Source organism: Streptomyces sp. col6, assembly GCF_008042035.1.
In the GTDB taxonomy this organism is placed as follows: Bacteria; Actinomycetota; Actinomycetes; order Streptomycetales; family Streptomycetaceae; genus Streptomyces.
Window position 1 is genome coordinate 1,150,856 of the sequence record NZ_RDBL01000006.1, and the last position, 13,137, is coordinate 1,163,992.

Annotated in this window: 14 protein-coding genes; 7 read left to right on the top strand and 7 right to left on the bottom strand. The window is 71.9% G+C overall.

What is annotated here, in order from left to right:
* On the bottom strand, window positions 1-1,104 hold a 1,104-nt coding region (locus EAO73_RS09345; protein ID WP_224756219.1), incomplete at its 3' end, for a sensor histidine kinase.
* 94 nt (window positions 1,105-1,198) lie between these two features.
* Between EAO73_RS09345 and EAO73_RS09350 the strand changes: the two genes are divergently transcribed.
* Window positions 1,199-1,744 (top strand): hypothetical protein, encoded by a 546-nt coding sequence (locus tag EAO73_RS09350; RefSeq protein ID WP_147970918.1) that lies wholly within the window; start codon window positions 1,199-1,201, stop codon window positions 1,742-1,744.
* Here the strand turns inward: EAO73_RS09350 and EAO73_RS09355 are convergent.
* From EAO73_RS09355 to EAO73_RS09365, 3 genes are read right to left on the bottom strand one after another with little or no spacing between them, the layout of a single operon-like run.
* Complete coding sequence (locus EAO73_RS09355) at window positions 1,741-2,313, bottom strand: cob(I)yrinic acid a,c-diamide adenosyltransferase (protein WP_147970919.1); 573 nt, start codon at window positions 2,311-2,313, stop codon at window positions 1,741-1,743. The two genes, EAO73_RS09350 and EAO73_RS09355, sit on opposite strands and share 4 nt — an antisense overlap.
* 13 nt (window positions 2,314-2,326) lie before the next feature.
* Window positions 2,327-3,076, bottom strand: coding sequence for an ABC transporter permease (locus tag EAO73_RS09360; RefSeq protein ID WP_147970920.1), 750 nt, complete (start codon window positions 3,074-3,076; stop codon window positions 2,327-2,329).
* 17 nt (window positions 3,077-3,093) lie between these two features.
* Entirely contained in the window at window positions 3,094-3,873 is a 780-nt protein-coding gene (locus EAO73_RS09365; protein ID WP_147970921.1) for an ABC transporter ATP-binding protein, read from the bottom strand.
* A 79-nt stretch (window positions 3,874-3,952) separates the two neighbouring features.
* Here EAO73_RS09365 and EAO73_RS09370 point away from each other — a divergent pair, with 79 nt between their 5' ends.
* The 4 genes from EAO73_RS09370 to EAO73_RS09385 all read left to right on the top strand — a co-directional run bounded on the left by EAO73_RS09370 (window position 3,953) and on the right by EAO73_RS09385 (window position 8,931).
* Window positions 3,953-4,594 (top strand): TetR/AcrR family transcriptional regulator, encoded by a 642-nt coding sequence (locus tag EAO73_RS09370; RefSeq protein ID WP_147970922.1) that lies wholly within the window; start codon window positions 3,953-3,955, stop codon window positions 4,592-4,594.
* A 132-nt stretch (window positions 4,595-4,726) separates the two neighbouring features.
* On the top strand, window positions 4,727-5,575 hold the full coding sequence (locus EAO73_RS09375; RefSeq protein ID WP_147970923.1) for a 3-hydroxyacyl-CoA dehydrogenase family protein: 849 nt from the start codon (window positions 4,727-4,729) through the stop codon (window positions 5,573-5,575).
* 237 nt (window positions 5,576-5,812) lie between these two features.
* Complete coding sequence (locus EAO73_RS09380; protein WP_018102617.1) at window positions 5,813-6,136, top strand: STAS domain-containing protein; 324 nt, start codon at window positions 5,813-5,815, stop codon at window positions 6,134-6,136.
* Window positions 6,137-6,414: 278 nt separating this feature from the next.
* Window positions 6,415-8,931: an ATP-binding protein gene (locus tag EAO73_RS09385; protein ID WP_147970924.1), complete on the top strand. Its 2,517-nt coding sequence runs from the start codon at window positions 6,415-6,417 to the stop codon at window positions 8,929-8,931.
* A 176-nt stretch (window positions 8,932-9,107) separates the two neighbouring features.
* On the opposite strand, the gene nucS is transcribed toward EAO73_RS09385, so the two are convergent.
* Complete coding sequence (gene nucS, locus EAO73_RS09390) at window positions 9,108-9,779, bottom strand: endonuclease NucS (RefSeq protein WP_147970925.1); 672 nt, start codon at window positions 9,777-9,779, stop codon at window positions 9,108-9,110.
* A 263-nt stretch (window positions 9,780-10,042) separates the two neighbouring features.
* Here nucS and EAO73_RS09395 point away from each other — a divergent pair, with 263 nt between their 5' ends.
* On the top strand, window positions 10,043-10,435 hold the full coding sequence (locus EAO73_RS09395; RefSeq protein ID WP_018102614.1) for an SCO5389 family protein: 393 nt from the start codon (window positions 10,043-10,045) through the stop codon (window positions 10,433-10,435).
* A 100-nt stretch (window positions 10,436-10,535) separates the two neighbouring features.
* Here EAO73_RS09395 and EAO73_RS09400 read toward each other — a convergent pair whose 3' ends face one another.
* On the bottom strand, window positions 10,536-11,579 hold the full coding sequence (locus EAO73_RS09400) for an LLM class flavin-dependent oxidoreductase (RefSeq protein ID WP_147970926.1): 1,044 nt from the start codon (window positions 11,577-11,579) through the stop codon (window positions 10,536-10,538).
* A gap of 199 nt (window positions 11,580-11,778) precedes the next feature.
* On the opposite strand from EAO73_RS09400, the gene EAO73_RS09405 reads away from it, so the two are divergent.
* On the top strand, window positions 11,779-12,108 hold the full coding sequence (locus tag EAO73_RS09405; RefSeq protein ID WP_147970927.1) for an ATP/GTP-binding protein: 330 nt from the start codon (window positions 11,779-11,781) through the stop codon (window positions 12,106-12,108).
* A 10-nt stretch (window positions 12,109-12,118) separates the two neighbouring features.
* On the opposite strand, the gene EAO73_RS09410 is transcribed toward EAO73_RS09405, so the two are convergent.
* Window positions 12,119-13,003 (bottom strand): ABC transporter permease, encoded by an 885-nt coding sequence (locus EAO73_RS09410; protein WP_147970928.1) that lies wholly within the window; start codon window positions 13,001-13,003, stop codon window positions 12,119-12,121.
* Between the last annotated feature and the right edge of the window lie 134 nt (window positions 13,004-13,137).

The following is a 13,137-nucleotide window of genomic DNA, read 5'->3' on the forward strand; positions in this document are numbered from 1 at the left end:
GTCGAGCTGGCCGCGTACAGGATCGTGCAGGAGTCCCTGACGAACGCGCTCAAGCATGCGGCGCCGGGCCCGGTCCCCGAGCACGCTGCTCACCTCCACCGTCAGCCGCCGCCCCGCCTGTCCGAGCCGCACCGTGACCGGGCCCGGCGCCGCATGCTTGAGCGCGTTCGTCAGGGACTCCTGCACGATCCTGTACGCGGCCAGCTCGACCGGCGCCGGCAGGGGCGCCCCGCCGTCCCTGGTGTCCTCCAGTACGCAGGTCAGCCCGCCGTCCGCGGCGGCCGCGCGGTGCTGCTCGACCAGCGCGTCCAGCGAACCCAGGGACGGTGAGCTGCTGGGTTCCGCGTCGGCGGCCCCGGTGCGCAGCAGCCCGATCAGGCGGCGCATTTCGGCCAGACCCTCGACGGAGTTCTCGCGGATGACCCCGAGGGCGTTGCGCGAGGTCTCCGGGTCGCCGAGGGAGAGCGCGGCGGTGGAGTGGATGGCGATCGCGGACAGGTGGTTGGCGACCAGGTCGTGCAGCTCGCGCGCCATCCGGGCCCGCTCGGCGGTCACCGCCTGGGTGCGGTCCATCTCGGCGAGCAGGGCGGTCTGGTCGGCGCGCAGCCGGGCCGCGTCGGCGGCGTCCCGGTGGTTGCGCACGCCGACCCCGGTGAGGGCGGGCACGAAGACGACGAGGGCGGTGACGATGCCGACGAGCAGGGCCTCGGGGCTGCGGATCCAGGCGAGCGAGCCGATGGTGACGACCAGGGAGATCAGGAAGGTGACCACCGGGATGCGGCGGGCCGCCGCCGGGGTGCCGTACAGCACCGCCGCGTACATGATGTCGGTGTACATCGCCACGGTGGCCAGGTTGCCGTGGGTGCACTGGTCCGCGACAAGTGCGACGGAGCCGATGGCCAGGGCGGTGCGCGGCGCGGTCCTGCGCAGCAGCTCCGCCGCCGCCATCACGACGAGCGGGACGAGCGGGAGGCGGGTGTCCCCGAGGACGTCACCGGTCCGCATGTACAGGTTGAGCGACCACAGCACCAGTCCGCCGAGCAGCCCGAGGACCGCGATGAGCACGTCGTCGCGGTGCGGGCGGGGCGGGGAGAGCGTCGGCACTACATCGAAGTATGCAGTCGTCTTTCGTCACCTGGGCCGACGCCCCGGGCCCGCGCGGCGGCCAGGCTGGAAGGGAGCGCAAAGGAGCGGACCCGTGATCGTCACACTCATCGTCGCCTGCGAGATCGCCTTCTGGGTGCTCCTGGCCGCCGGTCTCGCCCTGCGTTACGGGGCGCGCAAGCCGCGCCTGGGCGCCGCGGTGCTGCTGTGCGAACCGGTGCTGGAGCTCGTCCTGCTCGCGGTGACCGCCGTGGACCTGAAGAACGGCGCCGAGCCGGACTGGAAGCACGGGCTCGCCGCGGTGTACATCGGCTTCACGGTCGGCCTCGGGCACTCCACCATCAAGTGGGCCGACGCCCGTGTCGCCCACCGGTTCGCCGGTGGCCCGCCGCCGGTGAAGCCGCCGAAGTACGGGAAGGCGCGGGCGGTCCACGAGTGGAAGGTCGCCGCCCGCTGGACCGTGGCCGCCGCGACCGCGCTGGCGCTGCTCCAGGCGGCCGTCTGGTACGTGGGCGGCGACGGCGACGTGAGCTCGCTGCGGTCCTGGCAGCGCACGATGCTGCTGGTCATCGGCATCAACCTGGTGATCGCCGCGAGCTACACGCTGTTCCCGAAACGGGAGCCGGGCCCGACTCCCTAGCGCTCGCCGCCCGGCACCCAGAGCACGTCGCCGACCTCCTTGTTGGCCACCCGGGCCAGGATGAACAGCAGGTCGGAGAGGCGGTTGAGGTAGGTCGCCGTCAGCGGGTTCATGATCTCGCCGTGCACCTCCATCGCCGCCCAGGTGGACCGCTCGGCGCGCCGGACCACGGTGCACGCCTGGTGGAGCAGCGCCGCGCCCGGCGTACCGCCCGGGAGGATGAAGCTGCGGAGCTTCTCCACCTGTTCCAGGTAGTGGTCGCAGTCGGCCTCCAGCTTGTCGACGTACGACTGCTCCACCCGCAGCGGCGGATACTTCGGGTCCTCGACGACCGGCGTGGACAGGTCCGCGCCCACGTCGAACAGGTCGTTCTGCACGCGGACGAGGACCTTCACGACGTCCTCGTCCAGCTGCCCGAGGGCGATCGCGGTGCCGATGACCGCGTTGGCCTCGTTGGCGTCGGCGTACGCGGAGATCCGCAGATCGGTCTTGGCGGTGCGGCTCATGTCGCCGAGGGCGGTGGTGCCCTTGTCGCCGGTACGGGTGTAGATGCGCGTCAGATTGACCATGCGGCCAGAGTAGTTACGCCCCGGCCTTCCGGAAGACACCTGTGCCCACTGTCACGGCCAGCGCCGCGAAGCCCAGGGCGACGAGGACCCCGTACAGCAGGTGCGCGGACGCGTACGTGCCGGCGTACGCGTCCCGGACCGCGTCCACCAGGTAGCGGAACGGTGTGAAGTGCGAGAGCACGTCGAGCCACTTCGGGCCGAGCGTCATCGGCAGCATCAGGCCGGACAGCAGCATGGCCGGCATGGTGAGCGCGTTGATGACGGGCCCGAACTCCTGCGGCGTGGAGACCCGCATGGCCAGCGCGTACGAGAGCGAGGCCAGCGAGACCGTCAGCAGGCCGACGAACGCGAAGCCGATCAGCACCCCGGGCAGCGGCGCCCGCAGTCCCATCAGTACGGCGACGAGCACCAGCAGGACCGCCTGGAACATGAAGAGCAGCGCGTCCCGCAGCACCCGGCCCAGCAGCAGCGCCGCCCGGCTGACCGGGGTCACCCGCATCCGCTCGACCACCCCGGTCGACTTGTCGATGATGAGGCCGAACCCCGCGAACGAGGCGCCGAACAGGCCGAGCTGGAGGAGCAGTCCGGGGACCAGGACCTGCCAGGAGTCGGTGTCCCCGCCGAGCGGCAGTTCGGTGAGCAGCGGTCCGAAGAAGAGCAGGTAGAGCAGGGGCATCAGGATGCCGAAGAGGATCTGGAACCTGGAGCGCAGGGTCTGGCGGGCGTAGCGCCCGAAGATCAGCGCGGTGTCGTGCAGCAGCATGGGTGTCCCGAGAGGTGTCAGACCGCGAGGGGCGCGGTGTCGGCGGCGGGGGCGCGTCCGGTGAGGGCCAGGAAGGCGTCCTGGAGCGTGGCGTCCGGTGAACCCGCGTACCGGGTCTTCAGCCCGGCCGGGGTGCCCTCCGCCGCCACCAGGCCGCCGTCGACGACGACGAGCCGGTCGGCGAGGGCGTCCGCCTCGTCGAGGTAGTGCGTGGTGAGCACGACCGTGGTGCCGTTCGTGTCGCGCAGCCGGCGCACCAGGTCCCACAGGTCGGCGCGGCTGCCGGGGTCGAGGCCGGTGGTGGGCTCGTCCAGGAAGAGGACGGCGGGGCGGTGGGTGAGCCCCATCGCGATGTCCAGCCGCCGGCGCTGGCCGCCGGAGAGGGTGACCGTACGGCGGTCGAGCAGGTCCGACAGGCCCAGTTCCTCCGCGAGTTCACCGGCGCGGGCCACCGCCGCCGCCTTGCCGAGCCGGTACATCCGGCCCTGGGTGACCAGTTCCTCCCGCACGGTGGTGTGCGGGTCGACCCCGCCCGACTGGGCGACGTAACCGCACCGCTCGCGTACGCCCGCCGGGTCGGTGGCCAGGTCGTGGCCGGCGACGGTGGCCGCGCCGCCGGTGGGGGAGAGCAGGGTGGTGAGCATGCGCAGGGTGGTCGTCTTCCCCGCGCCGTTGGGTCCGAGCAGGCCGAGGATCTCGCCGGCCGCGACGGTCATGTCGAGGGAACGGACGGCCTCGACCGGGCCGGCTTTGCTCATGAAGGTCCGGGCGAGCCCGGCCGTACTGATGATGGGCATGCGACCACGAAAACAGAGTCACTGAAAAAATGCAATGACTCCAAATATTCAGAGACTCCAGACGTTCTACGATGGGGCCATGGCTGAGGGACTCAGGGAACGGAAGAAGCGGCAGACCCGGCAGCACCTCTCGGACGTGGCCACCGGCCTCTTCCTGGAGCGGGGCTTCGACGCGGTCACGATCGCCGAGATCGCCCACGCCGCCGACGTCTCGGTCAACACCGTCTACAACTACTTCCCGGCCAAGGAGGACCTGTTCCTCGACCGGGGCCAGGGCGTCGTCGAACGCCTCTCGCGATACGTGCGGGGCCGCGACGCGGGTGAGTCCGCGGCCGACGCCGTCCTGCGCGAGCTGCGCATCCAGGTCGAGAGCGTCTCGCCCCTCGTCGGCCTGATGGAGGGGTACGCGCGCTTCATGCGGGTCATCGAGGACGCCGACGGCCTCAAGGCCCGCCTGTGGCAGATCCAGCAGGACGTCGGCCGGCACCTGGAGGCCACCCTCGTGGAGGTGGGCGGCGCCGGGCCCGAGGACGCGGTGCCCGTCCTGGTGGCCGGTCAGCTCTCCTGGGTCCACAGCACGCTCATGGCCTACATCGGGCGCGAGATGATGGCCGGCCGCAAACCCGCGGAGGTCTCCCGGGACGCCCTCGTCCTGCTCGACGACATCGAGGACCTGCTGGGCGAAAAGGTGCTCAACTACGCCCGGCGCACCGCCGAATGACGCGTCCCGGTGTGATGTCCGTCATTTGAGACGTGACGCGCATCTCTTCGCAGCCCCAGCGCCCGCCCCGGGTACTAACCTCCGCCGGAGGGCATGGACCAGAACCACCGACACATACAGAGGGGTGCCAACGTGGCCAGGAAGCTCGCCGTCATCGGAGCCGGACTCATGGGGTCCGGCATCGCGCAGGTCTCCGCCCGGGCGGGCTGGGACGTGGTGCTGCGCGACGTCACCGACGAGGCGCTGGCCCGCGGCCGCGACGGCATCAAGGCCTCCTACGACAAGTTCGTCGCCAAGGGCAAGCTCGACGCCGCCGACGCCGAGGCGGCGCTCGGCCGGATCACCACGACCACCGACCTGGACGCCGTCGCCGACGCGGACATCGTCGTCGAGGCCGTCTTCGAGAAGCTGGAGGTGAAGCACGAGATCTTCCGCTCGCTCGACAAGATCGTCCGGGACGACGCCGTGCTCGCCTCCAACACCTCCGCCATCCCGATCACCAAGATCGCGGCCGTGACGGAGCGCCCGGAGCGCGTCGTCGGCGTGCACTTCTTCTCGCCGGTCCCGATGATGCAGCTCTGCGAGCTCGTACGCGGCTACAAGACCAGCGACGAAACCCTCGCCACCGCGCGGGAGTTCGCCGAGTCCGTCGGCAAGACCTGCATCGTCGTCAACCGTGACGTGGCCGGCTTCGTCACCACCCGGCTGATCTCGGCGCTCGTCGTCGAGGCCGCCAAACTGTACGAGTCGGGTGTCGCGACGGCCGAGGACATCGATGTCGCCTGCAAGCTCGGTTTCGGCCACGCGATGGGCCCGCTGGCCACCGCGGACCTGACCGGGGTCGACATCCTGCTGCACGCCACGAGCAACATCTACACCGAGTCGCAGGACGAGAAGTTCGCCGCCCCGGAGCTGATGCGCCGGATGGTCGATGCAGGTGACATCGGGCGCAAGAGCGGGCAGGGCTTCTACACCTACTGATCATTTTCGGTCCGGTCCGGCTGATCCGCTGTCAATCAGGCCGGGCGCCGTTCGGGGAACACCGTCCGGAACCAGTGGATCCACCCGGGTCCGCAGCCATCCCGCATCACTCCTCGGAGTGAATTCGGTATCGGTTCGCTTACAGACGGCAACTACCCTGTCGCTGCCGCAGTCAGTTGGGGCAGAGACAGTTTCAGACAGACGGACCGGGCCACGGAGCATTCCAGGGGAGCGCATATGCACATCAGGGGCGACCACGCCGAGCTGGTCGTCGGGGGCCGCCTCGACGTCCGAAGCGCGGCGGACGCCCGTACGGTCCTGCACTCGGCCCTCGACGACGGCGTCGGCGATCTTGTGCTCGACCTGACCGAGCTGGATTCGTGGGACGCCACCGGACTCGGCGTCATCATGGGCGCACACCGCAGGGCCGGACGCGCCGGACGGCGCCTCGTGCTGCGTGGCGTGCCTCCGCAGATGCAACGCCTTCTGGTGGCCACCCGGCTGCACCGCATCCTGGCCATCGAGGGCGGGATCGCCGCGGAGTCCCTGCCGCGCGTCTGACCGCCCCCGGGCCCCGTCCGACCGCTCGGGCCGGGACGCGCCGTGGCCCGGTACGGACCCTCGGTGACCGTACGGCGGCAAGGCACACAATCCTCACGAGACCGTGATCTGTGGGGCGGCGCGCCACCCCGGATGTTCGTAGATACTGTGCGAAGGTTTAGGGTTCGGCCGTCTGCCGATTGACGGACCCACCCGGCGGACACCGGACCGTGGGCGGCATCTGGACGTGCGAGGCCGGGAGGGACAACCGCGCTCGACGCGTCTTGGGGGCTTTGGCGATGGACCCGATACACCGGGGGCCGGAAGAGTTCGGCCACGACAGCAAGGGCTTCGCCGAGGAAGCCGGCCGGCGCCGGCCCTCCCGCGACCCGCTCACTCCGGATTTCGGTCAGCAAACACCGCAGCAGGCCCGGGTGGTCACACTCGTCGCCGGTGATCTGGTGCTGACCGTCAACCCGGTCGACGGCAGCGAGGTCGAGCTGTGCCCGCCCGGCCGGCAGCCCGCGGCCCCCGTCCGCCGCACCCCTGAGGAGCGCGCCGACCGCGGCATCTGGACGTGCGAGGCCGGGCGGGCACAGCTCGACCTCGCTGCCGTCGACCGGGTTGACGGTCCCCCCGTGCCGCCCGGCCCGCCCGTTCCCCAGTTGCCGTTGCTGCGGCGCGACGACGAACGCGAGCGGCTGACCCGCCTGCTCGCCCGCGGCCGCTCCGTCCGGCTCACCGGACCGGCGGGTTCCGGCCGTACCGCCCTGCTCGACGCCGTCGCCGCCGACTGCGCGGACTTCGCGCCCGACGGGGTCGTACGCCTCAACGGCCACAAGCGCACGGTCACCGACCTGCTGTACGGACTCTTCGACGCCGTCCACGACGCACCCCTGTACCGCCCGGACCGGACCCTCCTCCTGGAGACGCTGCGGACCACCGGCGCCGTCGTCGTCCTGGACGACCTGGAGTTCGGCGGCGCCGCCCTCGACGAACTGCTCGACGCGACCCCCGAGTGCGCCTACCTGCTCGCGGCGACGCCCGACGTCGCCGCGCCCGGCGCCGACTCCCCCCTCGAAGAGGTCTTCCTCACCGGCCTCGACCGCGCCGCCTCCCTCGAACTGCTGGAACGGTTCGTCGAACGGCAGCTCACCGAGGAGGAGGCCAACTGGGCCGGAGACCTCTGGTTCGAGTCCGAGGGCCTGCCGCTGCGCTTCGTCCAGGCCGGTGCGCTGCTGCGCCAGCGCGACGAGCTGCGCACCGACCCCACCGCGTACGACGAGTACGGCTACCTGGAGAACCGTCCCGCCGACGCGCCGGTGCCCGCGGCCGCCGCGGACTCGGACGTACCGCTGCCCAGCCTCGGCGAGGGCGCGGCGCCCGCGGCCCTGCTCGCCTCCCGGCTGAGCGGCGCCGCCCGCGACGCGCTGCGCTTCGCGGTGGCGCTCGGCGGCGAGGTGCCGCACCAGGCGCACCTGCCGGCGCTCGTCGGGGACACCCATGCCGACGCGGCGCTCGGCGAGCTGGCCGGCTGCGGGCTGCTCTCCCCGGCCGGCTCCCGCTACCGGCTGGCCGCCGGGGTCCTGGCCCAGCTGGTGGCCGCCGGTTACGACGACGACTCCGTCGACCGGGCCCGCACGGCCGCCCAGCACTACGCCTGGTGGACCGGGCACCCCTCGGTCACCCCCGCACGGGCGGCCGCCGAGGCGGACGCGGTCATCGCCGCCATGAACCAGCTCGTGCCGGGGGAGGGGAGCGGCCGGACCAGCGCCGCCGTGCTCCTCGCCCGCAGCTCGGCGCCCGCCTTCGCGGCCGGGTTGCACTGGGGGGCCTGGGAGCGGGCCCTGCGGATCGGCCAGGAGGCCGGACGGCTCGCCGGGGAGGTCGCGGAAGAGGCGTACTTCCACCACGAGTTGGGTGTTCTCGCGCTCTGCACCGGGCATCCCGACCGGGCCAGGGCCGAGCTGGAGACCGCCATCAGCATGCGCGGGGCGCTCGCCGACAAGAGCGGTGCGGTGGCCGGGCGACGGGCCCTCGCCCTGGTCGAGGACCGGTCCGGGGGCGGTCCGGTGCCGGGCGACGGCGGTACGGCTGCCGTGTTCGAGGCGTCGCCGCCGCTGGGGGTGCCGGCCGTCATACCGGTGTCGATGCAGCGCGCGTTCGACGACGACACGGCGGTGGTGGCCTCGGTGCCGGTGCCGCCGACGGCGGCCGGCAAGGGGGAGCGGCGGGGTGGCCCGCTGGCCCTCATCGGCGGGGCGCGGCGCAATCTCGTCGCGGCCGGGGCGGGGGTGCTGCTCGCCGGGGTCCTCGGCACGGTGGTGACGCTCGGCCTGACGTCGAACAGTGATCCGCAGGGCGGTGCCGGTACGTCGTCCGAGCAGGAGGCGCCGGACGACGGCGGTATCTACGACGACGAGGTGACGGCGGGCGATCCGACGCCGGACGACCCGAGTCCGTCGGCCTCGCCGTCGGGTTCGTCGTCGGCTTCGCCGGGGCCGTCGGTGAGCGGGTCGGCGTCGCCGGGCGGGGTGACGCCCTCGGGGACGTCCTCGTCGTCGGACGCGCCGTCTTCTCCGGATACGCCGTCGTCGCCGGGGGCGACGAAGTCGTCGGTGCCGCCGTCGAAGCCGACGTCGTCCAAGCCGGCGCCGACGCGGTCGGCGACGGCGCCGAGCAGTCCGGCGCCGTCGGAGACCGATGACTCGCCTACGCCGACGCCGACGGAGTCGGACACGGGGGAGGCGCCCACGGGGCCGGACTCGTCCGACCTGGCCGACGGGGTGTCGTCCTCAAGCGCCGGACCGGCTTGATCGTACGGTTCCCCGGGGCGGGGGTTTTGTCCTCAATCGCCGGACGGGCTGAAGCGTGCGGCACGTCCGGAGGGTTGCCGGGCTCCGGCGTGAGGGTTCCGTCCTCAAACGCCGGACGGGCTTGAAGTGCGCGCCGGACGGGCTTGCGATGCGCAGCCCGTCCGGGGAGTGGACGGTCAGAACAGGCGGAGCTTGTCGTCCTCGATGCCTCGCATCGCGTCGTAGTCCAGGACCACGCAGCCGATGCCGCGGTCCGTGGCGAGGACCCTCGCCTGCGGCTTGATCTCCTGGGCGGCGAAGATGCCCTTCACCGGGGCCAGGTGCGGGTCGCGGTTGAGGAGTTCCAGGTAGCGGGTCAGCTGCTCGACGCCGTCGATGTCGCCGCGGCGCTTCAGCTCGACGGCCACCGTCTGCCCGTCCGCGTCGCGGCAGAGGATGTCGACCGGGCCGATGGCCGTGAAGTACTCGCGGCGGATCAGCGTGTAGCCCTCGCCCAGGATCTCGATGCGGTCCGCGAGCAATTCCTGGAGGTGTGCTTCCACACCGTCCTTGATCAGCCCTGGATCGACGCCCAGCTCATGGGACGAGTCATGGAGGATTTCCTCCATAGTGATGATCAGTTTTTCGCCCGCCTTGTTCACCACGGTCCAGACGCCCTCGGCGTCCCCGCTGCCCTCCTTCAGGGTGCAGGGCGGCGACATCCAGTTGAGCGGTTTGTACGCCCTGTCGTCGGCGTGGATCGACACGCTCCCGTCCGCCTTCACCAGGATGAGGCGGGGAGCGGAGGGCAGGTGGGCCGTGAGCCGGCCGACGTAGTCCACGGAGCAGCGGGCGATGACGAGACGCATGGTCGGCAACGCTACTCGACGTCGGGGGCCCGGCGCGATTCACCCATCCGTCACTCCCGTCCCTTCCGGAGTTGACGCTTTCTGTCTTGCCCCTCTTTGAACCCCTTCGTTATTGGCCGGTTGTGTTCCCAATCTCCTGGTGCGGCCCGGACTGCGCCCTTACCGTGGATGCAGGAGGTCGCCGCGTGTGCACGCTGCGTCGCCGCCCTCCTTCCCTGCCCGTAAGGTTCCGGCATCCCGCCGGGGCCGCGAGAGGAGAACCCATGTCGCTCGACGTCTCACCGGCGCTGTTGGAACAGGCCGAGCGAGGCGAGGTCGACGAAGCCGACTTCGTCGACTGCGTCCGGACCTCCCTGCCCTACGCATGGGAGATGATCAGCTCGTTGGTGGCTCAGCTGAAGGTCGACGGCGGGGAGTTCGCCGACAACCAGACGCCGCCGCCCAACGAGCAGGCACGTGGTCAGCTGCTGCGTGCGCTCGCGAGTGATGCGATACGCGGCGCGCTGCAGCGGCACTTCGGGGTGCGTCTCGCATTCCAGAACTGCCACCGCGTCGCGGTGTTCCCGCTGGACGCCTCGGTCGACGACCGACTGGCCAAGTTCACCTCGGTGAGGGGCCAGTTGCTCAACCAGTCGCCCGAACTACGGGACTGCTGAACGCTTCCGTCGCCGTTCCGGGCCGCGGGAGGTGCAACTGGTCCGGGGCGGCGGCTCCTGCGCGTACACCGCCGTACACCGTCCTGTCCGTGCGCGGGGGTCATTCGAGGAGTGGCCGTACCTCCGTGCCCAGCCGCGCTACGTTCTCCTCCGTGGCGACGAGATCTCCGGACCCCTCCACCAGGAGCGCGAAGCGGGTGATGCCCGTGCGCTCGGCGGTGGCCGCGAGGCGGTCGGCCGCCAGCTCGGGTGTGCCCACCGGATGAAGGCCGCAGAGCAGTTCCGCGTATCCGACCGGGTCCCGCATCACGCGGTGCCGGCCGTCGACCGTCACATGCGCGCCGAGCCCCTGGCGCAGCCAGCCGGGCATCGCCTTCACCAGGGTCTCGACGGCGTCCTCGGTGCGGTCGGCGATCTGGGCCACCCCCGCCGAGACGTGCCCCACCGCGCGCACCCGCTCCGGCGCGTGGCCGGCCGCCAGCGCGAGGGACCGCCAGAGCGCGACCATCTCCGCCTTCTCCTCGTCCCCGCAGTGCATGCCGAGCAGCATCGGCAGGCCGTTCTCGGCGGCCAGCTCCACGGTCCTGCGCGAGGTGCACGCGACGATCACCTCGGGGCCGCCGGCGCTCTGCGCGCCCTCCCCGTCGAGCAGCTCGTCGGCCCGGGGGACGACCGCCACCTCGCGGAAGGCGTACCGCTCGCCCCGGCCCGCCACCCGCGGCTCGCGCAGCCAGTCGAGCAGGAGCCCCAGCGACTCCGGGAAGCCCTTCTCGTACGCCTCCAGGCCGCCGCCGAACACCTCCAGATCCACCCACGGACCGCCCCGGCCCACCCCGAGGCTGAACCGGCCGCCGCTGGTGAGGTGGAGCAGCGCGGCCTGCTCGCCGAGCGCCACCGGGTGCTGGGTGGGCAGCACGCTCACCGCCGTGCCCACGCGGATGCGGCGGGTGCGGCCGAGCAGCTGCGCGGCCAGGGTGACGGCGGACGGGCACACCCCGTACGGCACGAAATGATGTTCGGCCAGCCAGACCGAGTCGAGCCCGGACTCCTCCGCGACCTCGGCGGACCGGATCGCGCGGTGCAGCGCTTCCCCCGGTCCCTGGCCCGGAAACTGGGCCGCCAGTACGAACGTTCCCACACGCATCGCCAATTGCCTCCTTGCGGCCGACGCGGCTCTCCCCTACCCGCAACAACGTCTGACACGTGCCAAGGGCACGGTCGGGCGCGGAGTTGTTGCGATTTTCCGGTAACCCGCGCCGCCCGGGGCCCCGAACGACGAGTACCCCGCCCGAATGGCCCTAGGCTGGAAGGAAACCGCCGGCCCCGTCCCCCCGAGGTGAACCGTGTCCCCGCGCCGCAACCGCCCCCGAGGCGGCGAGAGCCGCAACGACAGTGCGAGCGAGGCGGGGGACCGGTACGGCGGGGGCGGACGCAGCGAGGAGTGGCAAGGCGAGGAGTGGTCCGTACGCCCGGTCAGCGGCGCGAGCGCGGCCGGCAAGCGCTACCGCTGCCCCGGCTGCGACCAGGAGATCCCCTCCGGCGTCCCGCATCTGGTGGCCTGGTCCGAGTACGACGGGGTCGACGACCGCAGGCACTGGCACAAGGCGTGCTGGAACGCGAAGGACCGCCGCACCACACGGGTGCAGCGGTCCAGGAACGCGCCTCGCTACTGAGGGGTCCCGCTCAGACGTCCCGCTGGTTCATCGACAGGTAGGCGCCGCCCAGCGCCACCGCGGTCACGCCGATGATGATCCACAACGGCTCCCAGCCGGACGGGCCGGACGTGGAGACCGAGTTGTCGTAGAAGACGCTCAGCTGGTTGGGCACCGAGTACTCCAGCAGCGCGTCCCGGAGTCCCTCCAGCGAGCTGGCGAACATGAACAGCGCCAGCACGAGCGGCAGCAGCACCACGCCGATCATGATGGTGATCGCCCCGGCGGAGTGCCGGATCAGGGCGCCGACCGCCAGGGCGAGCAGCCCCAGCGTCGCCACGTAGAGGCTGACGCCGACCGTGGCGCGCAGCCACTCCCCGCCGGAGGGCGAGGCCGCGTCCAGCATCGACGACTGGATCAGGGCGACCAGCGACGTCATCACCGTGGTGAGGACGAAGGTGAGCAGGAAGAAGACGAGCGCCTTGGCGCCGAGCACCCGGCCCCGGCTCGGGCAGGCCGTCAGCGTCGTACGGATCATGCCGGTGCCGTACTCCGAGGCGATCGTCATCACGCCGAGCGTGATCACGCAGATCGTGCCCAGCAGCACCCCGAAGAAGCCGAGGCTCAGCACCGGGGTCCCGTTCATGTCCGAGTCGGACGCGGAGACGGCGACGGCCGCGAGCACCCCGATGACCAGCAGCAGCGCGGTCATGACGCCGAGCGTCCACATGGTCGAGCGCACGGACCGGATCTTGGTCCACTCGGAGGCGATCGCGTCACCGAGCGTCGCGGGGCGCACCGGGATCGGCGAGGTGTAGAAGCCCTGCGGCTGCTGGTACGCCTGCGCGTACACCTGCTGCGGCGCGGCCTGCTGATACGGCGCCTGCGGCGTCGGCGGCGTGGACGGCGTGGTCATCGGGGGTCCTCGCTGGTGTCGCGCTTGGTCAGGTCTGCGGGGGCCGCGGCGGGCGCCGCCGGTGCGGGAGCGGGGGCCTCGGCCGGCGGCGCCCGCCGCGGCCCCCGCAGACCTGACCAAGCGCGACACCAGCG

Coding starts and splice junctions, on each gene's coding strand:
- EAO73_RS09370 (WP_147970922.1), top strand. CDS start 3,953: ATGGCTGAGGGACTCAGGGAACGGAAGAAGCGGCAGACCCGGCAGCAC.
- EAO73_RS09400 (WP_147970926.1), bottom strand. CDS start 11,579: ATGCGTGTGGGAACGTTCGTACTGGCGGCCCAGTTTCCGGGCCAGGGA.
- EAO73_RS09360 (WP_147970920.1), bottom strand. CDS start 3,076: ATGCTGCTGCACGACACCGCGCTGATCTTCGGGCGCTACGCCCGCCAG.
- EAO73_RS09355 (WP_147970919.1), bottom strand. CDS start 2,313: ATGGTCAATCTGACGCGCATCTACACCCGTACCGGCGACAAGGGCACC.
- EAO73_RS09365 (WP_147970921.1), bottom strand. CDS start 3,873: ATGCCCATCATCAGTACGGCCGGGCTCGCCCGGACCTTCATGAGCAAA.
- EAO73_RS09410 (WP_147970928.1), bottom strand. CDS start 13,003: ATGACCACGCCGTCCACGCCGCCGACGCCGCAGGCGCCGTATCAGCAG.
- nucS (WP_147970925.1), bottom strand. CDS start 9,779: ATGCGTCTCGTCATCGCCCGCTGCTCCGTGGACTACGTCGGCCGGCTC.
- EAO73_RS09395 (WP_018102614.1), top strand. CDS start 10,043: ATGTCGCTCGACGTCTCACCGGCGCTGTTGGAACAGGCCGAGCGAGGC.
- EAO73_RS09385 (WP_147970924.1), top strand. CDS start 6,415: ATGGACCCGATACACCGGGGGCCGGAAGAGTTCGGCCACGACAGCAAG.
- EAO73_RS09380 (WP_018102617.1), top strand. CDS start 5,813: ATGCACATCAGGGGCGACCACGCCGAGCTGGTCGTCGGGGGCCGCCTC.